This window comes from Bradyrhizobium sp. USDA 4501 (genome assembly GCF_054062115.1).
In genome coordinates, this window is sequence record NZ_JBSSEX010000001.1 from 2601568 (window position 1) to 2623885 (window position 22318).

Annotated in this window: 25 protein-coding genes and 1 pseudogene; 12 read left to right on the plus strand and 14 right to left on the minus strand. The window is 64.7% G+C overall.

All coding sequences use genetic code 11. From position 1 onward, the window contains the following. Positions 1–105: 105 nt before the first annotated feature. Complete coding sequence (locus ACVWZM_RS11705; protein WP_038384293.1) at positions 106–381, minus strand: YiaA/YiaB family inner membrane protein; 276 nt, start codon at positions 379–381, stop codon at positions 106–108. An 83-nt stretch (positions 382–464) separates the two neighbouring features. Then, entirely contained in the window at positions 465–1160 is a 696-nt protein-coding gene (locus ACVWZM_RS11710) for a PspA/IM30 family protein (RefSeq protein WP_057017894.1), read from the minus strand. A gap of 112 nt (positions 1161–1272) precedes the next feature. Between ACVWZM_RS11710 and ACVWZM_RS11715 the strand changes: the two genes are divergently transcribed. The 3 genes from ACVWZM_RS11715 (at position 1273) to ACVWZM_RS11725 (ending at position 3755) form a co-directional block, all read left to right on the plus strand. Beyond that, complete coding sequence (locus ACVWZM_RS11715) at positions 1273–1881, plus strand: TetR/AcrR family transcriptional regulator (protein WP_050385268.1); 609 nt, start codon at positions 1273–1275, stop codon at positions 1879–1881. A gap of 298 nt (positions 1882–2179) precedes the next feature. Beyond that, positions 2180–2389 carry a cold-shock protein gene (locus ACVWZM_RS11720; RefSeq protein ID WP_028341292.1) on the plus strand — a complete coding sequence of 70 codons (210 nt, stop codon included), beginning with the start codon at positions 2180–2182 and terminating at the stop codon, positions 2387–2389. Between the two features lie 232 nt (positions 2390–2621). Next, complete coding sequence (locus ACVWZM_RS11725; protein WP_057017925.1) at positions 2622–3755, plus strand: acyl-CoA desaturase; 1134 nt, start codon at positions 2622–2624, stop codon at positions 3753–3755. Between the two features lie 26 nt (positions 3756–3781). Here ACVWZM_RS11725 and ACVWZM_RS11730 read toward each other — a convergent pair whose 3' ends face one another. Next, positions 3782–4153: a cupin domain-containing protein gene (locus tag ACVWZM_RS11730; RefSeq protein ID WP_456853246.1), complete on the minus strand. Its 372-nt coding sequence runs from the start codon at positions 4151–4153 to the stop codon at positions 3782–3784. A gap of 187 nt (positions 4154–4340) precedes the next feature. Here ACVWZM_RS11730 and ACVWZM_RS11735 point away from each other — a divergent pair, with 187 nt between their 5' ends. Beyond that, positions 4341–4736, plus strand: coding sequence for a hypothetical protein (locus ACVWZM_RS11735; protein ID WP_456853248.1), 396 nt, complete (start codon positions 4341–4343; stop codon positions 4734–4736). A gap of 50 nt (positions 4737–4786) precedes the next feature. Here the strand turns inward: ACVWZM_RS11735 and ACVWZM_RS11740 are convergent, their stop codons facing one another. Continuing rightward, complete coding sequence (locus ACVWZM_RS11740) at positions 4787–5611, minus strand: amino acid kinase family protein (protein ID WP_225647334.1); 825 nt, start codon at positions 5609–5611, stop codon at positions 4787–4789. A gap of 14 nt (positions 5612–5625) precedes the next feature. After that, positions 5626–6436: pseudogene (locus ACVWZM_RS11745) on the minus strand (amino acid kinase family protein). Between the two features lie 445 nt (positions 6437–6881). Here ACVWZM_RS11745 and ACVWZM_RS11750 point away from each other — a divergent pair. After that, complete coding sequence (locus ACVWZM_RS11750) at positions 6882–8615, plus strand: hypothetical protein (RefSeq protein ID WP_456853250.1); 1734 nt, start codon at positions 6882–6884, stop codon at positions 8613–8615. Next, positions 8602–8865, plus strand: coding sequence for a hypothetical protein (locus tag ACVWZM_RS11755; RefSeq protein WP_456853252.1), 264 nt, complete (start codon positions 8602–8604; stop codon positions 8863–8865). Before ACVWZM_RS11750 ends, ACVWZM_RS11755 begins: the two co-directional genes overlap by 14 nt. Positions 8866–8932: 67 nt before the next feature. On the opposite strand, the gene ACVWZM_RS11760 is transcribed toward ACVWZM_RS11755, so the two are convergent. Then, positions 8933–9910, minus strand: a complete 978-nt coding sequence (locus tag ACVWZM_RS11760; protein ID WP_057017898.1) for a zinc-dependent alcohol dehydrogenase family protein — start codon at positions 9908–9910, stop codon at positions 8933–8935. Positions 9911–10028: 118 nt separating this feature from the next. Here ACVWZM_RS11760 and ACVWZM_RS11765 point away from each other — a divergent pair, with 118 nt between their 5' ends. Next, entirely contained in the window at positions 10029–10610 is a 582-nt protein-coding gene (locus ACVWZM_RS11765) for a TetR/AcrR family transcriptional regulator (RefSeq protein WP_456853254.1), read from the plus strand. Between the two features lie 142 nt (positions 10611–10752). Then, the gene (locus ACVWZM_RS11770) at positions 10753–11109 is read left to right on the plus strand and encodes a hypothetical protein (RefSeq protein ID WP_057017927.1); all 357 of its coding nucleotides are present in this window, start codon (positions 10753–10755) and stop codon (positions 11107–11109) included. 32 nt (positions 11110–11141) lie between these two features. On the opposite strand, the gene ACVWZM_RS11775 is transcribed toward ACVWZM_RS11770, so the two are convergent. The 5 genes from ACVWZM_RS11775 to ACVWZM_RS11795 all read right to left on the minus strand — a co-directional run bounded on the left by ACVWZM_RS11775 (position 11142) and on the right by ACVWZM_RS11795 (position 16762). After that, entirely contained in the window at positions 11142–13217 is a 2076-nt protein-coding gene (locus tag ACVWZM_RS11775; protein ID WP_456853256.1) for a 2Fe-2S iron-sulfur cluster-binding protein, read from the minus strand. A gap of 61 nt (positions 13218–13278) precedes the next feature. After that, positions 13279–13893: a glutathione S-transferase family protein gene (locus ACVWZM_RS11780; protein ID WP_456853258.1), complete on the minus strand. Its 615-nt coding sequence runs from the start codon at positions 13891–13893 to the stop codon at positions 13279–13281. A 197-nt stretch (positions 13894–14090) separates the two neighbouring features. Next, positions 14091–14504: a Rieske (2Fe-2S) protein gene (locus ACVWZM_RS11785; RefSeq protein WP_456853260.1), complete on the minus strand. Its 414-nt coding sequence runs from the start codon at positions 14502–14504 to the stop codon at positions 14091–14093. A 7-nt stretch (positions 14505–14511) separates the two neighbouring features. Beyond that, the gene (locus ACVWZM_RS11790; RefSeq protein WP_456853262.1) at positions 14512–15624 is read right to left on the minus strand and encodes an amidohydrolase family protein; all 1113 of its coding nucleotides are present in this window, start codon (positions 15622–15624) and stop codon (positions 14512–14514) included. 73 nt (positions 15625–15697) lie between these two features. Continuing rightward, positions 15698–16762 (minus strand): amidohydrolase family protein, encoded by a 1065-nt coding sequence (locus ACVWZM_RS11795; RefSeq protein ID WP_456853264.1) that lies wholly within the window; start codon positions 16760–16762, stop codon positions 15698–15700. A 237-nt stretch (positions 16763–16999) separates the two neighbouring features. Here ACVWZM_RS11795 and ACVWZM_RS11800 point away from each other — a divergent pair, with 237 nt between their 5' ends. Beyond that, positions 17000–17479, plus strand: coding sequence for a hypothetical protein (locus ACVWZM_RS11800; RefSeq protein WP_456853266.1), 480 nt, complete (start codon positions 17000–17002; stop codon positions 17477–17479). Positions 17480–17485: 6 nt separating this feature from the next. Here ACVWZM_RS11800 and ACVWZM_RS11805 read toward each other — a convergent pair whose 3' ends face one another. Further along, the gene (locus ACVWZM_RS11805; protein WP_456853268.1) at positions 17486–18199 is read right to left on the minus strand and encodes a DJ-1/PfpI family protein; all 714 of its coding nucleotides are present in this window, start codon (positions 18197–18199) and stop codon (positions 17486–17488) included. Between the two features lie 64 nt (positions 18200–18263). On the opposite strand from ACVWZM_RS11805, the gene ACVWZM_RS11810 reads away from it, so the two are divergent. Further along, positions 18264–19259: a GlxA family transcriptional regulator gene (locus ACVWZM_RS11810; RefSeq protein WP_229192419.1), complete on the plus strand. Its 996-nt coding sequence runs from the start codon at positions 18264–18266 to the stop codon at positions 19257–19259. 56 nt (positions 19260–19315) lie between these two features. On the opposite strand, the gene ACVWZM_RS11815 is transcribed toward ACVWZM_RS11810, so the two are convergent. After that, a complete protein-coding gene (locus tag ACVWZM_RS11815) occupies positions 19316–19864 on the minus strand; it encodes a carboxymuconolactone decarboxylase family protein (protein WP_229192420.1) in 549 nt (182 codons plus the stop codon). Positions 19865–20054: 190 nt separating this feature from the next. Continuing rightward, on the minus strand, positions 20055–20972 hold the full coding sequence (locus ACVWZM_RS11820) for a LysR family transcriptional regulator (protein WP_199805264.1): 918 nt from the start codon (positions 20970–20972) through the stop codon (positions 20055–20057). Positions 20973–21085: 113 nt separating this feature from the next. Between ACVWZM_RS11820 and ACVWZM_RS11825 the strand changes: the two genes are divergently transcribed. Together ACVWZM_RS11825 and ACVWZM_RS11830 are read left to right on the plus strand one after the other, a co-directional pair. After that, positions 21086–21652 carry a chromate transporter gene (locus ACVWZM_RS11825; protein WP_456853271.1) on the plus strand — a complete coding sequence of 189 codons (567 nt, stop codon included), beginning with the start codon at positions 21086–21088 and terminating at the stop codon, positions 21650–21652. After that, positions 21649–22179 carry a chromate transporter gene (locus tag ACVWZM_RS11830; protein ID WP_076827650.1) on the plus strand — a complete coding sequence of 177 codons (531 nt, stop codon included), beginning with the start codon at positions 21649–21651 and terminating at the stop codon, positions 22177–22179. The genes ACVWZM_RS11825 and ACVWZM_RS11830 overlap by 4 nt, the downstream gene beginning before the upstream one ends. The last annotated feature ends 139 nt before the right edge of the window (positions 22180–22318 follow it).

Below are 22318 nucleotides of genomic sequence, written 5' to 3' on the forward strand. Positions count from 1 at the left end.
ATGGATTGCTTCGCTGCGCTCGCAATGACGGCGGGGTCGGCCAAGTCCCCGGAACGACGAAAGCGGCGGGCGAGAAACCACCCGCCGCTTCGACTTGACTTCGGCTCACCCGGCCTTGGAGACCTCCATCAGCAGGCGCTCCGCCTTGGCGTCCTCGATGCGGTTCACGAACTTGCTGCTCTCGTAATTGTCGCGCACCGTCTTGGTGAGCGTGACGCAGGTCTGGATCAGCATCACGATGCCCATCGTGAGATAGCCCTTCATCCAGAGGTCGATCGGCAGGAAGAACACGCCGACGGCGACGAGGAAGGCGGAGGCTGCAAAGGACGCGTAGGTGAAGGTAACCCAGCTGCCGCTGTGGGGTTGGATGGTCTGGTTCATGGTCGTCTCCTTGATGATAGATGGTTTGAAATTGGCTTGGTTTCAGACCTGAAGTTCAGGCTTGAGGTTTCAGGCTTGGGATTTCAGGCTGCTGGCGGGCGCTTGGCTTTCAGCCGCGCCAGCACGTCGTCGGCGGTCGATTTCATGCGCGGGCCAAAACCCTGCTCGGCGAGCTTCTCGGCGGTGGCTGATGGTCCCGAGGCGGCGTCGATCTCGACCAACGCCTCGTCGGCGGCCTGGATCTCCATCTGCCGCTCGCGCAGCCGCTTCAGCGTCGCCTCCGCTTCCGGCAGCGTCGATTCGTAGGGGCGTGCAGCCTCGATGCCGCTCCGGCGCAGCGAACGCACCGCTTCCGATGCGCGGGCGAGGCGCCGGCCGCGGTCGAGCTCGGCGATGCGCGCCTCGGCGTTGCCGACATGGCGCTTCAGCCGTGTGATCTCGGAAGCGAACAACGCGCGTGCGGTCATCGCGGCGTCGCGCTCGGCTTCGAGATTGGCGATCGCCTGCGCGGCTTCGCGGGCGAGGTCTTCCCGGCCGCCATCGAGTGCCGCCGACGCGCGCACCTCGAGATCGGCGATCCGGGCGTTGGTGGCGTCGAGCCGCCGGCCCTCCTGCTGGTCGCCGGCGATCGCCAGCGCCAGGGTCCGCTTCGAGCGGTCGACGGCGGCGGCGGCATCGCGCATCTGCTGGTCGAGGATGACCAGCGCGGTGCGATCTTGAAGTTCCTCTTCGGCCACCGCAACGGTGCCGCGGAAAAGAGTGAAAACAGTTTTGAACATTTCATCGCTCCCTGTTATGAGCATCGCTCATGAATCTCTTGTACCACATAATGAGCATTGCTCAAGTCATATTTGAGCAACGCTCAAGACAATGGTTAACGAAGGATCAAAGATGTCCAAGGCATTGGAACGACGTGCAAAACTGCGGGAAGCGCTGATCGAGGCGGCGGAACGGGCGATTGCGGCAAAGGGTCTCGGTGGCCTGAAAACCCGCGAACTGGCCCAGGAAATCGGGGTCGCCAATGGCGGCGTCTACAATCTGGTCGAGGATGTCGACGAGCTGATCCTGCGCGTCGGCTCGCGCACGCTGGCGCGGCTCGATGCGTCGCTGTCGCTGGCCGAGATCGGCGGGGCTGCCGCGCCGCGCGAGATGCTGGTGCGGATCGCGGTCGCCTATTGCGATTTCGCCGCCGACAATCTCGAACTGTGGCGCGCGCTGTTCGAGCATCGCATGCAGCCCGGCAAGCCGGTGCCGGAATGGGCGATCACCGAGCAGATGGAATTGTTCCGCCACATCTACAAGCCGCTCGCCGCGCTGTTTCCGCAGCGTTCGCCGGCGCAACTCGGCGTCACCGCGCGCAGCCTGTTCTCAGCCGTGCATGGCATGGTCGCGCTCGGGCTGGAGCACAAGCTGATCGCGGTGCCGATCGGCGCGCTGCGCAGCGAGATCGCAACGTTGACGCGCGCAATGGTTGACGGGCTGACGGCGAAGAAGGAATAGGCCGCGTGGCCCCAAACCGCACGATGTCCCCGCCATCCGGTCAGGCAAAGTTGCCGCAGAGCACCGTGAATTGCAGCCGTTGCCCCAGGGGGACGCAGCGGTCGAGGTCAGAAAGGGGAGAAAGCCACTTGCGGAATGACCGAACCGTAGCTATCTACCGCTGATCGAATTTCGGCCGAACGACTTGGCCTCGCCGCTGATAGCGTGCCTGACTGACGACCCTCACCCCCTGAACTTCGAATTCGCCCGCTGCACTCGTGAGTGCGGCTCCAAACACGTATCTATAGGACGATTTTCCATGAGCATGGGAACTGTGAAGTGGTTCAACAGCCAGAAGGGTTTCGGCTTCATTCAGCCGGACCAGGGCGGCCAGGACGTTTTCGTTCATATCAGCGCAGTCGAACGCGCCGGCATGAGCACCCTCAACGAGGGACAGAAGGTCTCTTTTGAGATCGTTGCAGACCGCCGGACCGGCAAATCTGCTGCGGACAATCTGCGCGCGGTGTAAGCTGCGACAATCGGCCATGATGCTTTGACCCCGGATGAACTGGCAAAGCCTCTGGTTACGCGACCCCGCGACCGGTCACCCGGCCGCGGGGTTCTCTTTGTCAACACCGCGCGCAATGCCCGCCAGGACCAGGACTTGAACCGTCTGCCGGCGAAACGGCCCGCGCATCGAAGCAGCTGAGGTCGCGAGCGTGTCCACCAATATCGATCCAGCTCGGCAGCACGACGACATCATGTACCCGCAGGTCCTCCCGTTTCTGCTGGTCCACGCAGGGTGTCTGGCGGCGATCTGGACGGGCGTCTCATGGCAAGCGATTGCAATTTGCGTCGCCCTATACTGGCTGCGCATGTTTGCGATCACCGCCGGCTATCATCGGTACTTCTCGCATCGGGCCTACTCAACGAGCAGGGCGTTTCAATTCATCCTCGCATTCCTCGCCCAAAGCAGCGCTCAGAAAAGCGTCCTTTGGTGGGCCGCGAAACATCGACATCACCATCTTCATTCGGATACCGAGCAAGATGTGCATTCGCCGGGGCATAAGGGCTTCGTGCACAGTCATCTCGGGTGGATTTTTTATCGACAGCACGATGCAACTGATCTGACGAAAGTTGCGGATTTTGCCTCGTATCCGGAGTTGATGTGGCTTCACAGATTGGAGGTCTTGCCGGCGATCGTGGTCGCAGGTCTGTGCTTCCTCATCGCCGGATGGCCAGGGCTCGTGGTCGGTTTCTTCTGGAGCACCGTGCTGCTGTATCACGCCACGTTTTGCATCAACTCCCTCGCGCATGTTCACGGGCGCAAGCGGTACGTTACGGGCGATGACTCCCGCAACAATTGGCTGCTGGCTCTGTTTACGATGGGTGAGGGTTGGCACAACAATCATCACGCCTACCAAAGCAGTGCGCGGCAAGGCTTCCGGTGGTGGGAGATTGATGTGACCTATTATGTTTTGGTGACTTTGTCCTTGCTCGGTATTGTCTGGGATCTGAAGGCGCCGCCCACGCTGGTTCTCCGCAACGAGCAGCGCTTGGGATCGCGTGTGATAAAGCGAACGGCTGAACAACTCGCTGGTCGCTTCAATCCCGAGTACATCGCGCAGGCCATCAAATCGTCGGTCCACGAAACCGGATTGTCGGTGCGGGAAGCGCTTGTTCTGTTACAACATCGCGCCGACTTGCATCTGCCCAGCATACCAACGCGCGACCGGTTGTTGGCTGAAGCCCAGGCCATGTTCGCGAAGACAAGTTCGTTGGACGACATTGTCGACCGTGCGCATGAACTCCTGGTGGAGTCGGTTTGCCTCCTGCTCGCGGTTCCACCTCGGATGGCCGGCGCAAGCCCGAAACCTCAGGTGAGCCAACCGTAACATTTTGCCTTGGCCTTTTCCCGACCTCACGGCTCCATCGCGTAGGCGCGCCCGGGCTCGAGCGCGTAGATCGTCAGGAAGCGCAGCGGCCGTTCCGGATCGCAATTGCGAAACAGCGTGTGCGGAACGTCAGGGCGATCCTGCAAGGTCTCGCCCGCCCGATACTGGCGCGGCGCCTCGTCGTCATACGCGGACTCGGCAACGCCTTCGACGATGAAGACCACGCCGCCAACGGGATGCCGATGCAGCGGGGCGACCCCGCCGGGCGGATAGGTCACCTCGGCAACGAAAAGCTCGCGATCATCGCCGGGCAAAGCGAGACGCTCAAGGGTCTTGCGGGTGACGCCGGCGAATCCGGCTTGTTGAGCTTTTGCCTGACCGTCGCTGCCTTCAGCCATTGGAACCCTTTCTTGACGCGTGAGCCTCCGTCCCGAACCGGGCCGCAGTGACTATGGGGGCGCTCCAGCGACGCAACAAGCGCGCAAGCATTTCAACACATGTCGCGCGGGCGAGGCGAAGCCCTTGCCACCCCTGCTCCCACGTTGCAGGATTCCTGCGCAGTAACCTTTCAGCAGTGGGCCTTGCATGAAAACGAGTATCGTCACGACGCGGGCGTTGGGGGTCGCCGCCCTGGCGCTCATCTTTGCATTGAATGTCACGCCGGCGTCTTCGGCGCAGCCCGTGCCGGAATGCTCGATGTCGATGACATTGGCGGACTGGGGCGAGAATTCGAGCGGCGATATCGACGTCGCCTCGGGCCAAAGCTGCCAGATCCCGATCGGGATCCGCGGCACGGTGACGGACTCCGCGATCTCGCAGAAGCCGGCCTACGGCAAGCTGAAGAAGATCAACGCATCGACCTTCGAATACAGGGCGAAGGCCAAGTACAAGGGCAGCGACACCTTTGCCATCAAGGCAACGGGCCAGGGGCCGAAAGCATCCGGCACCTCGGTCATCACCGTGCACGCGACGATCAAGTAGTCCCTCGGTCGCGCGCCGCCTAAACGCGACGCGCGAGCATTACATCGGTATCAGGCCGGCCGCGCGCCGGTGCGGATGATCGACCCGACATGCTGGCCGCGCAGCGCCGCCGTGAGCCGGCCGGGAACGAGGCCGTTCACGACCTGCACGCGTTCGATATGCCGCGCATTGGCCATCACCTCGAGCAGCGCGGGATCGAACGGCAGCGTGCCCTTCAGCTTGGCAAGGTCAGCGAGGCTGGCTTCGCGCAGCAGCTGCGCCTTCTTCCCCTCGGGACCATTCGGATCGTCGGTGTAGACGCCGTCGACATCCTCGACGATCGTCAGCCCGGCGGCACCGAGCGCATCGGCGATCAGGAACGCACCGGTGTCGGCGCGATGCAACGGGATGCGCGAGACCGGGAATTCATGATGGTGATAGGGCGGAAACGCGCTGCCCACCACGGCGCGGGCCGCGGAGAGATGGATCGCAAGCTGGCTCGCGATGGTCGGATGCTCGATATAGGACACGCCCTCCGGCGCGAGCAGGCAGGCCAGGATGTGGCCGTTTTGGCCGGCTTCGCTCGCCGCGAGCGGCGCGAGCGAGCCGACCGGCAGGCCGAGATCGAGGCCGACGCTGTAGAGATGACGGGCGCGGATGCCGGCGCCGGTCAGGATCAGCAGGCGGTGCTCGGGCAGCAGCGAACGCAACTCGGCGACGATCGGCAGGATCGCCTCGTGGCCGCGATCCATGATGGAGCGGCCGCCGATCTTCACCACCTGCACCCAGGGCAGCAGCGGGATCGGGCGACCGCCGGCGACGGGACGGGTGAGATCGCTGTCGAGCAGGGTCTGGCGCGCGAGCGGCGAGGCGACGTGCTTGATGGTGTCGTCCATGGTCGTGTCCCTGCTCAGTTCGCGGTGATGATGGTGCCGACATGCTCGCCCGCAAGCGCACGGGTGAGGTTGCCGGGGACGAGGCCATTGACGACCTGCACCTGGCGGACATGGCGCGCGGTGGCGAGCAGATCGAGCACCGGGAATTCGAGGATCGAATCCTGCAACCCCTTGGCCTTCATCTCGGCGACCGAGATTTTCGGGATGAAGGTCGCGCCCTTCGAAGTCTTGGGGTTCGCGGTGTAGAGGCCGTTCTCGTCCTTCACATAGATCATCGCCTTGCAGCCGAACTGTTCGGCGACCAGGAAGCATCCGGCATCGGTGCGATAGGGCGGGATCACGCCCTCGGCTGCCGGCCGCATCCAGAGGCCGTAGGGCGGCATGCCGCTGAAGATCACGGCGTTCACCTCGGCGAGATAAAGCGGCACGGCCGAAAGCCCGGCGCCGCTGACCGCGGAGATGCCGTGCCTGGCGAGCAGCTGGCCCAGCATCACCGCGTTCTGGTCGGCGACCGAGGCGCCGAGCTGCGACAGCACGCCGGCCGGCAGCCGCAGCCCGGCCGCGATCGAATAGAGGTGCCGGGCGCGGGTGCCCGCGCCGGTCCCGATCAGGATCTTGTGCGCCTTGCGGGCCGCGACGATCTCATCGACCAGCGGGTAGACGGCGGCGCGGCCGCGGTCGATGACGCTTTGCCCGCCGATCTTGATCACGGTGGCATCCGGCAGGATCCGGAAGTCCGATGCCGCCTCTGCCGTCGCCAGAAGCTGGATCGGTCAACGATCGCTGCATCAGGAGCGCTTCAAGCTCCGCCGTCGTGTTCACCATGAGAAACGTCCTTTCTCCAATGCGCCTGGCATTGCTTCCGTCGGCCCGCGATGTTCGATGTCTCCACCGGTGTCTCGCAAAGACCGGTGTTCGAATTGCACTGCTAACGGCAAGCCTGGCGCGTCTCAAGCCGCAACGGCCGGGATAGACCATCGCGAATGGCACCGGCGAGTGCGTGTCGCGACACCCGGTGCGAGGCCGCTCGGAACCGGATACCTATGACGTTTTGCCGCACGCGACCTGACTGATGGGTGTGACACCCATCATAGATGCTGCATTGAAATTCTGCGATCCTGAATTTGATATTAACGATTTCTTCGGAATGCGCTGATCTCAGCCGCACGATACTAATCTCAGCCTGGCCCGCCTCACGGGCCAAAATTGATTGCCTTGCACCTTGGAAATTAGCCGGTCTCGACCGGCGCACCCCACGAGGAAGCAAACCATGGCCAATTCCGCACCGGTCGTCACGATTGGTAACCACAGCCTGTTGTACAATCAGTGGCAAAAAATACAGCCATGGCTCACTTATGCCGACTCGGACGGCAATCCCGCGCAGAAATTTCAGTTCTGGGACGGCGGCACAGCTGCGAACAGCGCCTATTTCTGGACTTCCACCAACGACCATTGGGCCGCCAACACGACGATCGAAGTTTCGGCCTCTGACCTCTCCGACGTGTGGGTGCGTGCCGGCGCGGTCGGCGGCACAGAGACACTGTGGGTACGCGCTTTCGACGGGACCGATTGGGGTAACTGGACGTCTTTCACGCTCATGACGATTCCAAACACTGCGCCGGTCGTCACGGTCCCCGACGTGCAGCTGCACACCAATACATGGACGCAAGCCAAGAATTGGCTGACCTACTCCGATGCCAACGGGGATGCAGCCACCAAATATCAATTCTGGGACAGCGGCACCTCCGCAACAAGCGCCTATTTCTGGACTTCCACCAATGACCATTGGGCTGCCAACACGACGATCGAAGTGGCGGCCGCCGACCTGGCCGATGTCTGGATCAAGGGTGGCTCGACAACCGGTGCCGAGACGTTCTGGGTCAGAGCGTTCGACGGAACAGACTGGAGCAACTGGGACAGCTTCACGCTGACGTCGGCCAATACTCCGCCCGTCGTGACAGCCGGTGATCATTCCATACATATCGATCAATGGGTCACCGTCGACAACTGGTTGACCAAGACCGATGCCAATGGCGATGCGATCACGAAGTACCAGTTCTGGGATAGCGGCACCGCCGCCACCAGCGCCTATTTCTGGACACCCGACAATTCCCACTGGGCTGCCAACACGACGATAGACGTTTCGGCTGCGGACCTCGCCAATGTCTGGATCCATGGCGGCTCGACAACCGGTTCCGAGACGATGTGGGTAAGGGGATTCGACGGAACGGAGTGGAGCTCCTGGGACACATTCACCGTGACGTCGACGCCAAACACGGTCCCCGTCGCGACCATCAACGACCAGTCGCTACACGTCAATCAATGGGTCAAACCGCAAGGCTGGCTCACTGCCAGCGATGCCGAAGGTGACACGATCACCAAATACCAGTTCTGGGACGCCGGCGCGGGCGCGACCAGCGCCTATTTCTGGACACCCGACAATTCCCACTGGGCTGCCAACACGACGATCGACGTTTCAGCATCCGATCTGGCCAATGTGTGGATCAAGGGCGGCTCGACGACCGGTTCCGAGACGATGTGGGTAAGGGCATTCGACGGTACCGCCTGGAGCAATTGGGACAGCTTTAATCTGACGTCGACCAATACTGCTCCGACCGCGACGATCAACGATCAAACGCTGAACGCCGCGCAGTGGGCGCAGCTCGTCAACTGGACGACGGCATCCGACACTGACGGCGATGCAATCACCCAATACCAGTTCTGGGACGGTGGCGGGGCTGCGACCAGCGCCTATTTCACACTGGGCGTCCAGCACGGTCATCGACGTCTCGGCGTCCGACCTCGCCAATGTATGGGTGCGAGGTGGCACCGCGGCCGGTACCGATTCCATGTTTGTGCGCGCTTTCGACGGAACGAGCTGGAGTGCCTGGGACAGCTTCACCGTGACCAGCCTGGCAAACCACGCACCCGATGCCTCGATCAGCAATCAGACCTTGCACGTCAACGAGTGGAGCCAGGTCGGCAACCTGGTGTCCTATGCTGACGCTGACCCGAATCCCGCGGCCGCCTATCAGTTTTGGGATGGCGGCGGCAACGCCAACAGCGGCTATTTCTGGACCTCTGCCAATTCCCATTGGGCAGCCAGCACCGTGATCGACGTCAATGCCGCCGACCTCGATGATATCTGGATGCGTGGCGGCGCCACCACCGGCAGTGAGACGATGTATGTGCGCGCCTATGATGGTATTGACTGGAGTGCGTGGCACGCGTTCACGCTCTCGACCATCGTCTAGCTGCCCCGGCGTGACGTCGTGCGGACATGCGCCGGCGTGCGCGCCGGCGAATATCGGGGGGCACGACCTAACTTGGCGTGAAGATCACCTTGCCCTTGAATGCCGCCGCCTGCGCGATCGCCTGTGAAAAATCCTCCAGGCGATAGGTGCCGACCACCGGCGCGCTGATCGCACCCGATGCGACCATCGGCACCAGATGGTCGTACATTCCGGCCAACGCTTCGTCCGTCGCAGTCTTGCCCCAATGACCGAGCCAGAAGCCGCGCACCGACACCTCGTTGAAGATCACGCTCAAGGCCGAGCCGGAGAACGGCTGTCCGCTCATCGCGCTGTAGATGACGAGCACTCCTTTTGGCGCGAGGCAGTTCATCAGGTTCAAGGCGGATGAGCCGCCGACCATGTCGAGCGCCAGCTGGATCGGCGCCCCACCCGTTTCCCTGGCGACGCGCTTGGCGAGATCCGGCCCGTCGAGCAGCACGATATCGCCGCCGACCGACTTGACCTCGTCCACGACGTCCTCGCGGCGGACGATGTTGACGGTCTTGAGCCCGAGCGACTTGGCGATGGCGATCACCGCGCGCGCCGTCGCCGAATTGGCGCCGTTCTGGATCACCCAGCCGCCGGGCGGCACTTTCACGAAATCGGTCAGCAAGAGATAGGCGGTGGCCGGATTGACCCCGATCATGGACAGTTGCTGGACATCGGCATTGTCAGGCAGCGCACGCTGCCATGATGCGGTGAATTTGACCCGCTCGGTCCAGGTCGGGACCGTGAAGGGAATCAGCGTGCGGTCGCCCTCCTTCAGATTCCTCACCTGCGATCCGGCGGCAACAACCCGCCCGACGCCCTCGATCCCGAGCGTGGCCGGCGGTGACGGCAGATAGCCGTAGCGCCCGGCGATGATCATGAAATCCGAATTGTTGATCGGCGCAGCCTCAACCGCGACCACGATCTCGTCGGGGCCGGGGCTGCCGACGTCCGGCACCTCGTTGAGCTTGACCACGTCCGCTGCACGTCCGAACGCAACGACCTGAACCGCTTTCATGGCGTGATCTCCGATTTCGTTGTGTACTTGTAAGTACATAATATGGATTGCGTCAATAGCCGGACCTGCCTTCACAGCAAGGTGAAGGCTTCACATCCGACGCGGGAGTACATAAAAGATGGATATGGCAAGGCCGCGCAGCTTCGATCCGGACGATGTCCTGGAAATCGCCCGCCAGATGTTCTGGCAGAAGGGCTTTCAGGCGACTTCGCTCGACGACATCACGGCGGCGAGCGGCGTCGCGAAACCCAGCCTCTATGCGGCGTTCGGCGACAAGAACGCGTTGTTCCTGAAGGTGCTGGACCGCTATCACGACGGCATCCTCGGCTGGGCCGAGCGCGTGCTGGCGCAGCCGGGGCCCACGCGGGACGTCATCAGGCAGTGGCTTACCGGCTTCATTCCCTATTGCTCGGGCGAGAAGGGACAGCGCGGCTGCCTGTCGATCAATTCCGCGACCGACGGCTCGCTCGACCAGGTCGAGCTCCGCAAGAGCATCGAGCGCTACAACCGGCGGCTTGAAGAGCTACTGCGCGCGCGGCTGCGCACCGATCGCGCCCAGTTCAGGAAGGACTTTGATCCTGACGTCACCGCCCACACCATCATGGTGGTGCATGCCGGACTGCTGGCGCTCGCGCACCAGAGGCCGGATTCGAAGCAGGTGAAGGCCGTGATCGATCAGGTGATGAGCCTGCTCGCCTGAGTTTGTCGGCACCCGGCCTTCCGGCAGCCCCCGCGCGCTCTCACGATTGTGATTATATGACGATTATCATCTGATTGATGTCCTGATCTCGATGACCATCTCCGGGCTGGCTGTCATGGGCTTTCCGGTTTTTGGGGATCAGATGAACAAACGGTTTTGGCGTGCGGCAATCGTTCTAGTCACCGCCCTGCTGGCGAAGCCGGCGATCGGGCCGGTGCAGGCCCATGATCACGGGCATCCCGAATTGAACGCCTGGTATGAGAGCCTGCGCACCGTCAAGGGCCCCTGCTGCGACGGCAGCGACGCGAAGCGTGTCGATGACGCCGATTGGGACACCAAGGACGGCCACTATCGCGTCCGGCTCGAAGGCGAGTGGGTCGATGTTCCCGACGAGGCCGTCGTCGCCGGACCGAACCGTGCCGGCCGCACCATGGTCTGGCCGTATTATCTGGACGGGCACCCGAGGCCACGCTGCTTCATGCCGGGCAGCATGGGCTGAGTGCCCGCGAAAGCGCTATGCGCCCGGTTCGGTCACAGCGCGAGCTGGATCCGGTCCTCGCCGTCGGCCTCCGGCTTCGCCGGCACGGCGCAGCAGATCAGCACCTCGTCATCGGCCACCTCGGCGGCGGGCTGCTTCACATAGGTCACGGCGCCTGCCAGCAATCGCGCTCGGCAGGTTCCGCAATTGCCCTCCCGGCAGCTGAAGGCGGGGCTAAGGCCACGCGCTTCCGCCAGTTCGAGCAGCGTCCCCGCCTCCGGCGTCCAGCGCGCCTCCTTCAACGAAGTGGTGAAGGCGACCGGGACCGGCGTCGTCGCCGGTGGCCGGCGCGGCGGCGCTGTGGTGATGAGGTCGGGCGTCCGTACCAGCGACGAAGGACCGAAGGCTTCGGCGTGAATCCTGCCGTCGGCAATATTGTAGCCGCGCAGGGCGTCATAGAGCGATTGGGTGAACTGAGGCGGTCCGCACAGATAGAAGTCATAGTCGTTGAACGGCAGGACGCGCGACAACAGCGCCATGTCGATCCGTCCCGCCGCGTCGTAGTCTGTGCCCTGCTCGGCACCGTCGACATCGCCGAGGACGCGGATGATCCGCACCGCGCCGCCGGCGGCATCCACCAGCTGCTGCAATTCGTCGCCGAACGCGCGATCCTGTTTCGCATGCGCAGCCTGAAACAGGAATGTCGGCCGGATGCCGCGGGTGCGCAGCCCCTCATAGACCACGTGGCGCAGCATCGCGAGCAGCGGCGTGATGCCGACACCGCCGGCGAGCAGCACCGCGGGCCGCTTCTCGCGCGCATCGATCGTGAAGCCACCAGCCGGAGCGCGCGCTTCGATGATGTCGCCGACATGGATGGTGTCGTGGAGATGCTGCGATACGACACCGTCGCGCTTCACGCTGATCCGGTACATGCCGTCCGACGGCGCGACCGACAGCGTGTAGGTGCGGATGACTGGCTTGTCGATACCGGGCAACGAGAGACGGATCGGCAAATGCTGTCCCGCCCGGTGCGGAAGCAACCCCGCGCCGTCGTCCGGCTGCAAATGAAACGAGCGGATCGATCGGCTCTCGTCGACGATCCCAGTGACCTTGAACGGCCGCCACTGCGTCGCGCGCTCGGCGGCGCGGATTCGGTCGGCGGTCTGCACCCAGTCGCCGGTCATCAGCGAATTCGGCGACCAGCCTTCGGCCCGGAACGCCCAGCGCAGCGGCAGCGCGCCGCGCCGGCGCACCACGCGGCGGGCACGGAAGCTCCACAGCCGCTCGGCACCCTGAAACGCCGCGATCTCCGGCGAGTCCAGCATCACCTCAGCGTCACCGCTCAGCTGCAGCAGGTCGCCGGTTTCGAAATCGACAAACACCAGCCCGGCCTTGCCGTTGACGAGGATGTTGCCGAGCGTGTTGAAGAACAGATTGCCGGCGAAATCGGGAATCGTCAGCGTGCCGTCGTCGGCGACGCGGACGAAGCCCGCCCGGCCGCCGCGATGCGAGACGTCGACCTGACGACGGTCCTCACGCTCGGCATAGGACGCCACGAAGAACGTGTCGGCTGCCCTGATCATGTCGCGCGCGGCCTGATCGAGCGCCGTGCTTGCCTCGATCTCTCCCGTGAACGGTTCGTCCGGCGCGCGCACGAAGGCGAAATCGCGAAGCTGGATATACTGCGCGCAATTGCCAAAGCTCTGATCGAGCTCGAAGCTGAGCGCCTTGCCTGATGCCGCGCGCAGCAGCCCGTTCGCACGGTTGCGGCGCCGCGTGTGCAGTTCGATTCCGAGCAGTCCGATCGCATCGCCCGCGCGCATGCCTTCGCTGACGGGATCGCTGGCGTCAGGCCGCGCATCGATCTCGAGGCTGCGCGGCGTCGGCGAGGAGATGAAGCCCGGCCGGCCGGCCAGCAGCGAGGCCCAGGCGTCGCCGCTTCGGTCCACGCTGCCGACGACGATGAAGGGAATCTGCGCGAAGAAATCGCGATGCTGGTCGGGCATGAAGTCGCGCACCGCACGCTGGCCGACGGCCTCCATCTTCTCGGCGACACCAACCTGCTGCTGGATCGCCTTTTCGCCGGCATGCCAGGTCGCGAGCTTGCTCTTGGTTCGTCTGTCGCTCATCGTATCGCCCTCCCCTTCGGGGGTTGGACGGGCGCGCCCGACGGCACGCCCGGTCAGCAGGTCACGCGGCCGCCAGACCGACTGGGGTCTTGGCGAAGGCCACGAAGCCCGGCAGCGCCTCGATCCGGCGCAGCCACGCGTTGACGCGCGCATAGGCGGAGAGATCGACATTGCCTTCGGGCGCGCTGGACAGATAGCTGTAGAGCGCAACGTCTGCGATCGTCGGCGCCGCGCCGACCAGCCAGTCGCGCCCGGCGAGATGGGCTTCGAGCCGCTTCAGCAGAACATGCGCCCGCGCGATCACGTCGTCCGGATTGTGCTTCGCGCCGAACACGGTGATGAGCCGCGCCGCAGCGGGCCCAAACGCAAGATCGCCGGCAGCAACCGACAGCCAGCGCTGGACCGCGGCAGCGCCCCTTGCATCCTGCGGCAGCCAATCGGTGCGGCCGAGCTTGGTCGCGAGATAGACCAGGATCGCGTTGGAGTCCGGGATGATTACGCCGTCATCGTCGAGCACCGGCACCTGGCCGAACGGGTTGAGCGCGAGATATTTCGGCCGCTTCTGCGCGGCGGACTTGAGGTCGACGTCGACCAGTTCGTGCGGAATTTCCAGCAGGGACAAAAACAGGCGCGCGCGATGCGCGTGGCCGGAGAGAGCGAAGTGATAGAGCTTCATATGCCGTTCCTGATGTGGTGGACGGGTTCATTCCCGACCGCGACCTCAAGGTGGCCCATTGCAGCGGTCATTATAATTGCCGTCGACGGCACTTCATTATTGCAAAAACTGCAATATCCTTCATGGCCGGGCTTATCCGGGGCATGACGAGGTCCGCGGCGACGCGCACGGTCGCGTGACCTGCGCCAACGCGCCGGCTAGACCTCAACGATCACGTAACTGTCTTCGATGTGCACCGGGAAAGTCTCGGCGACATACGGCCCCTTCTGCAATTCGGCGCGGCTTTCGACCGCGACCGGATAGGAGCGGATCCTGAACCGCTTCGGATCGAACCAGGACTGCCCGTTGCGCATGTCGAATTCCCAGCCGTGCCACGGACAGCGCAGCATCTCGCCGACCCGGTCGCGCTGATAGATGCCGGGCTCCGGCGAGGTCAGGCGCGCGACGCAGGCCGCCTTCTCCAGCGGCGCGCCTTCATGCGGGCAGCGATTGAGCAGCGCGAAGAACTCGCCATTGACATGGAACACGACGATGTCGCGGCCCTCGATGCCGAACACCTTGTTGCCGCCGGCCGGAATCTCACTGGTGCGCGCGACGATGTGACGGGTCATCTGTGTCCTAGAATTTGTAAACCGCGCGGGCGTTGGCATTGAAGATCTTGCGACGCTCGGCGTCCGTCAGCGGCGTCTTGAAGGCGTAGCGCGCGTCGTCATAGTCCCAATGCGGATAGTCCGACGAGAACAACAGCCGGTCGATGCCGACCCATTCGATCAGCTGCCGCAGGTGCCTGGCTTCATCCGGTTCGTCGATCGGCTGGGTCGTGAACCAGAAACGCTCCTTCACATATTCGCTCGGCCGGCGCTTCAGATGCGGCACCTCGCTGCGGAAGCGTTCGAAGTGCTGATCCATCCGCCACATCGTCGCGGGAATCCAGCCGAAGCCACCTTCGATGAACACGATCTTCAGTTTCGGGAAGCGCTCGGGAACACCTTCCAGCACCAGGCTGGTGAGGTTCGAGGCCACCGTGTGCGCGTTCGACTGATGCTCTTCGCAATAATAGGACGGCCAGCCGCCGCCGGTCGGTGCATGGCCGCCATAGCCGCCGACATGGATGCCGAGCGGCAGGTCGAGCTCCTGCGCGCGTTCATAGATCGGCCAGTAGCGGCGGCGGCCGAGCGGCTCATTGGCGCGCGGCGAGACATTGATCTGGATGTATTCGCCTGATTTGGCGCAGCGCTCGATCTCGGCGAGGCCGAGGTCGGAGCCATCCTGCCCGACCAGGATCGAGGCCTTCAGGCGCGGATCGCGATGCGCCCAGAACGCCAGTTGCCAGTCGTTGATGGCGCGCTGGATCGCGGCGCCGAATTCCAAATTCTGCTGCGAGAAGATGAAGAGGTCGAGCACCTGCAGGATGCCGAACTCGACGTCGAAGGGATCGAGGTGCTGCTTGCGCATGAAATCGAGATCGGAGCCGGGCACGCCGCCGGTCGGCGGCCAGGCATCGCGCCGCGCGATCAGCGGCGAAGAGCGCGGATACGGCGTGGTGCCGATATAGGGCGTGCGCAGGTGGCTGCCATATTCCTTCAGATGCTGCTGCCAGCGCTTCGGCAAGAACTCGTTGAGGTCGCTGTGCGCGTGAAGGCTCGGATGGATGTCGCAGTCGATGATCTTCAGCCGCGTCGCCGCGGTCTTCTCCTGGTCGAGCATCGGGCGGTCGATGACGTCACTCATGCGATCCTCCTTCTTGTTTGCGCATGTTCTTGTCGGAAAACCGGTTCCCACTTTTCCGGATCATGCGCGCGAATTACGAATTCAGCTTCAAACGCGGGAACGTTTCAATCGGGTTGTCTTCGCACATCCGCTTGATGATGCTGTCGGGCAGATGCGGCGGGATCGGATCGTCGCCGTCGAACTGCCAGTGCGGATAGTCGGATGCGAACAGGAACATCTTGTCGGAGCCGATCTGATCGATGATGTCGGCGACACCTGTTGCGTCCAGCGGCGCGTCGAACGGCTGCATGGTGACGCGGAAATGGTCGCGGATGATCGCGGCGGGCTCGCGCTCCACCCACGGCACCTCGACGCGCACGCCGCGCCAGGTCTTGTTGGCGCGCCACATGAACGCCGGCAGCCAGCTGACGCCCGACTCCATCAGCACGACGGTCAATCCGGGATACTTCCCGAACACGCCCTCATAGATCAGGCTCAACGTCTGCGCCTGGAACGCCTGCGCCTCGGCGAGATAATATTCGTAGCGGTAGGACGGCCAGCCGATCGAGCTCGGCGCGCCCCGGTAGGCACTGCCGGCGTGGATCGCGATCGGAAGCTTGTATTTCTCCGCGGCCTGATAGATCGGCCAGTAAGGCCGCCGGCCGAGCAGCGTCTCGCCCTGCGAGGGCACCAGCACCGAAACGAAGCGATTGTCGCCGGCCCTGCGCTCGATCTCCTCGACCGCAAGGTCCGGCGCCTGGATCGGCACCACGATCGAGGCGCGCAGCCGCGTGTCCTTGGCAAGCCATTCGGCCGCGATCCAGTCGTTGATCGCCCTGCAGAAGTCCGCGGCCATGTAGGAATCGAACACCGCCTGCGCGCCATAGACGACATTGCAGATCGCGTGGCTGGCGCCGAGCTGGTCGAATGCGCCGCGCTGCACCATGGCAAGATCGCTGCCGGGCTTGCTGCCGTCGGCCGGCCGCCAGTCGGCTCGGCCGGATAGCGGCATCGACGGCGGATAGGAATTGAGGTCGAGCCCGTCGATGGCACGGCTGACGACCTGTTCCTTCCAGTGATCCCTCAGATAGGGCAGCAGCGTGGTGCGCGTTCCCCCCACCGCGGGATGGATGTCGCAGTCGATGCGCGTGGCCGCCATGGCGTTCCCCCGGATTGATCTTCTTGTCGTCGTTGTTGGCGGCATCGCTGCCACGGATCGGACTGTGACGCCGATGGCGCGATCGTGCAAGCGGGTCCACGCGGGGCCGCCCTGCCCTGTGCGCATCCGCGCCTCACGCGAAGTTGCGGGATCGCGTGTGAATGGCGTCACCCCTTGAAGTCACGCGACATGCTAGCGATTCCGCGCCGCGGAAAGCGCGGGCACCGGGAGACGGGAATGAGACTGGGCCGATTGACGATCCTCGCATGTTCAATGTCGCTGGCCTCGTCGGCCACATGGGCTGCGCCTGCGACCAGCTCGGGCTCGGTCGCGCTGGCGCTCGCCGGCGTGGTGGCGCCCTACTCGCCGCTGCCGGCCAAGGAGAAGAAGGCGGTCGCCGCATTCTTCAACGGCGACAGCAATGTCTCCTATGCCAGCAAGATCATCGTCACCGCCGACAAGGTGGTCTGCCGCGCCAGCAATGTCGACATCACCTCGCGTTCCTGCGCGCTGACCTTCGGCGGCAACACCCACACCGTGAAGGGCAGCGAAGCCAACGCGATCTTCGCCACTGTAGCGCTGGCCGGCGTGCCGCCCGACGGCGCCGCCGGCACGATCTACGAGGCATTGTCGAAGCTGTCCTGCACGTTCGATCCAACAGTGATCAAGGACAAGGCCGGCGGCGGCGCCGACTGCAGCTTCGAGCCGGGGAATTAGTCCCGCTCAATCTCCCTGCACGGCGACGCCCAGCCTCGCCGCGACACGGCGCGCAGTCTCTTCCCGCTGCTCCGTGATCGCGCGCACGGCCTGGCGCGACTGCTGCAGGATTTCGGGTGGCGCGGTCTCCGGCGTGCCGCTGTCGAACGGCGGCTCCGGCGCATACACCATATAGAGCTGGATCGCGCGCGCGGCATCGTCGCCGCGCAGTTCAGCCGCGAGCCGCAATGCGCCATCGATGCCTGCCGTGACTCCGGCGGCAAAGACGAAGCTTCCGTCCACCACCACGCGCTGGTTCACAGGCGTAGCGCCGAACAACGGCAGCAGATGAAACGACGCCCAATGCGTCGTCGCCCTGCGTCCCTTCAGCAGGCCGGCCGCTCCGCAGATCAGCGCGCCGGTGCAGACCGAGAAGATGCGGCACGCCCCCGCCGCCTGCCGGTTGATCCAGCCGAGCACCTCCGTGTCCTCCATCAGGGCTTGCTGACCAAAGCCGCCCGGCACATGCAGCACGTCGAGCGGCGGCGCATCGGCCAGCGTCGCATCCGGTGTCAGCCGCAATCCCTTGATGTCGCGGACGGGATCGGCGGTCTTGCCGTAGATGCGGTAGGTCGAATTCGGAATCCGCGACAGCACCTCGAACGGCCCGGTCAAATCGATTTGGTCGACGCCTTCGAACAGCAGCGAACCGATCTGCAGATGAACATCGTGAGCGATCATCGAACTTCCCTCGAACTTTCCTTGCGCTATGGACAAAGCGAATCTAGCGCGGCAGGTTTCGGCGATGACGCCAACCAGCCCACGTTTTTCGCCAAACCGCCGCCGCTCGATCGAAGTGCTGGCCTATCCGGCCGTGCAGTTGCTTGACGTCACCGGGCCATTGCAGGTGTTCGCGTCCGCCAATGCGCTGGCGGCCAAGGCAGGCAACGCCGAGCCATATGAAGTCCGCGTCGTTGCAAAGGATGGCTCACACGTCGAGTCGTCCGCCGGCGTCGGGCTCGCGGTGCATCCGCTGCCCGCGATCGGCAGCCCGGTCGACACGCTGGTGATTCCGGGCGGCGACGGCGTCAACGCCGCGGCGGCCGATGCCGTCCTGGTGGACTGGGTGCGCGAACGCGCCGGGCAGGCGCGCCGCACCGCATCGGTCTGCACCGGCGCGTTCCTGCTCGCCGCATCGGGCGTGCTCGATGGCCGGCGTGCCGCGACCCATTGGGGATTTTGCGCAGAACTCGCCGAGCGTTTTCCCGATGTCCGCGTCGAGCCCGATCCGATCTTCGTGCGCGACGGTTCGTTCTGGACGTCGGCCGGCGTCACCTCCGGCATCGATCTGGCGCTGGCGCTGCTGGAGGAGGATCTCGGCCGCACGGCGGCGCTTGCCGTCGCCCGCTATCTCGTGGTGTTCTTCAAGCGGCCGGGCGGACAGGCGCAATTCAGCGAAATCCTGTCGCTGCAAGCCACCGACGACAGGTTCAGCGCGCTGCACGACTGGATCAGCAACCATCTGGCCGGCGACCTCTCGCTGTCGACGCTGGCGAAACAGGCCGGCATGAGCGAGCGCAGCTTCAGCCGCCATTACGCCGAAGCGACCGGCTTGACGCCGGCACGCGCAATCGAGCGGCTCCGGGTCGAGGGCGCGCGGCATCTGCTCTCGGAAACGCGCCTGCCGATCAAGCGCATCTCACAGCGCTGCGGCTTCGGGTCCGAGGAAACGATGCGGCGCAGCTTCCTGCGCCTGCTGTCGACCACGCCGCAGGACTATCGCGCCAGGTTTGCGCTCTGACGTGCACGGCCGGCCGCGCGGTCGACGTGCAATGATTGACGCTAGGCGAGACCGTCTCAGCCGTTCCAGGCATATCCCTGCAACGCCGCCTCCAGCGGCGGATTGGTGACGCTGCCGGTGTAGTTGGTGATGGTCGAGGCCGCCACGATGGTGATCACCTCAAGCACGAGGTCCTTGTAGAACCCGGCTGCCAGGAATCGTTCGATCTCCTCGTCGTCGAGCCGCCCGCGCTTCTCGATCAGCGACCGCGCCAGCGTCGAGAGCGCGCCGAGCGTCTTGTCGGCAGGCGAGCGGCCGGCACGCAGCGCATCGACATCGGCCGGATCGAGGCCGGCCTGCAAGCCGAGCGCGGAATGCAGCGCGACCGCCCAGGCGCAGCCATTGGTCACCGCGTCGGTGAGCAGCACGGTCTGGATCTGCTGCTCGGTGAAGCTGCCGCCGTGAACCTTGTCGAAGATGCCGATGAAGCTCTGGATCAGCACGGGCGAGGTCGCCATCGCCGCCGCAAGGTTCGGGATCATGCCAAACCGCGCCTCGACCTCGCGCAAAGTAGGCCTCGAGGCTTCGGGGGCAGACTCGAGCGTATGGACAGGAAAACGCGCCATTGGAAATGCCTTTCGCGGTGTTGATTGAACCCGAAGCCTCCGGTCGCAACCAGGCTGTTGCGATCCGTGCGCCGGCAATCGAGTTTGATGGAGCTGTCTAACCGCGCCCGGATATGCGCGTTCGCCAAACTCCCCACATTCCGCGCCACCAGCGGCAGCGGCGACGTTCAGCCTCGTCGCGCAGACTCCACTAGCCGCCGGCACGGTCCTTCACCCGTCGCGTCACGATCCCGAGCAGACGGCCAAGCGTGCCGGCGGCGGGGCCCTTCTTGCGCGCCAGCGCCAGCGGCGCGACGAGGCCGGTGGCGCGGTCGAGGCGGAGATAGGAGACGCCGGCGGTCTCGAGCCGCGCCATCGATTCCGGCACGATCGAAATGCCGAGCCCCGCCGCGACCAGGCTGAGCGTCGACACCATCCGCGTCGCCTCCTGCGCCACTTTCGGGCTGAAGCCCGCGGCACGACAGGCCGCAATGATGCTGTCATAGAGGCCGGGCCCGGTCGGACGGCGGTAGAGGATCAGCGGCTCGTCGGCGAGCGAGGCCAGCGAAATCCGCCGCCGCGTATCCTTGCGGGCGCGCGGATGATGGTCGGGTAACGCGACCACCATCTCCTCGTCGAGCAGATGCGTGATCGTGAGGTTCTCCAGCCGCTCGCTCGGCGCGCGCACGAATGCGGCATCGAGCCGGTCGGCCTCGACGGCTGCGATCAGCTCGCCGGTCGAGGCCTCCTCGAGCGACAGCGTGATCGCCGGCGCGCGCTCGCGCATTTCGCGCATCACGCCGGTGACGAAAGGATGGAAGGCGGCCGAAGAGGTGAAGCCGATCGCAAGCTGGCCCTCCTGGCCGCGGCTCGCGCGGCGCGCGGCCTCCACCGCGAGGTCGGCGTCGCGTAGGATCGCGCGCGCCTTGCCGACGAAGGCACGGCCGGCCGCGGTCAGCTCGACCCCGCGCGGCTGCCGGCGAAACAGCGGCGCGCCGATCGCGGCTTCCAGCGCGCGGATCTGCTGGCTCAGCGGCGGCTGCTGGATGCCGAGCCGCGCGGCGGCGCGGGTGATATGGCCTTCCTCGGCGACCGCGACGGCATAGCGGAGATGGCGCAGTTCGATCATCGGGCGATCCATATGCAACAGATATGCGAATTCCCGTATCCATATATTGGAAATTTGTCACGCGGCCAACTAGAGTCGGCTCAAGAACAAATCGAACCGGAGCCGCCCCGCCGATGGACGCCATCCCCGCCGCGCAAACCACTAAGCATCACGCACCTGACGTCGGCGAGTTGTTCACGGGCTTCTTCATCCTCGGACTGACCGGCTTCGGCGGCGTGCTGCCGCTGGCGCGCCACATGATGGTGGAGAAGCGCGGCTGGCTCACCGGCGCGGAGTTCACCGACCTGCTCGGGCTGTGCCAGTTCCTGCCCGGAGGCAACATCATCAACATGTCGGTCGCGGTCGGGCTGAAGTTTCGCGGCATTCCCGGCGCGTTCGCAGCGATCCTCGGCCTGATAGCGGTGCCGACCGCGGTCGTGATCGGCCTTGGTGTGATCTATGGCCGCTTCGCCGACGACCCGGTCGTCCGTCATCTGTTCGGCGGTCTCGCCGCCGCGGCGGCCGGGCTCCTGATTTCCACGGCGATCAAGATCGCCTGGCCGCTGCGGCGCGATGTGCTCAGCTTCTTCATCGGCGCGCTGTGCGTGCTCGCTATTGCCGTGTTCAGATTGCCGCTGCTGCCGACCCTGTTGACGCTGGCGCCGCTCAGCATTGTCCTCAGGTCGAGGCAGGCATCATGAGCGCAACCCTCGTCACGCTCGCGCTGATCTTCGCCGAGCTCTCGCTGCTCGCCTTCGGCGGCGGCAACACCATCCTGCCGGAGATGCAGCGTCAGGTGGTCGACGTCCATCACTGGATGACGGCGCAGGAATTCGGCGCGCTGTTCGCGCTGGCGCAGGCGGCACCCGGGCCGAACATGATGGTGGTGCCGCTGGTCGGCTGGCATGTCGCGGGCTTCTCCGGCGTGCTGGTGACATCGCTCGCCAAGTTCGGGCCGTCGTCGCTGGTGACAGGCTTCGCGCTGCGGCTCTGGGAACGCTTCAAGGACCGGCCCTGGCGCCGCACCGTGCAGGCGGGGCTGGTTCCGGTCACCGCCGGGCTCGTCACGGCCAGCGCCATCGTCATCACCCACGCATCGGCCTCGAGCTGGGGCACCATCCTGATCGCGACTGGCGTCGCGATCGCCACCACCACGACGCGCATCCATCCGCTTGTCGCGCTCGCCGCCGGCGCGGTGCTCGGCCTGTCCGGCATCGGACAGCCCTGACGCTCTGCTTGCGGCGATGGCGTCTCGTTCCACGCGGCGATGTGCGCGCTTTCGCCGCAATGGATGCGACGTCGCCAGCGGCTATGTTGATCATGCCATGATCGACACGCTCCGCATCGACACCCGTATTGCGCGCCGC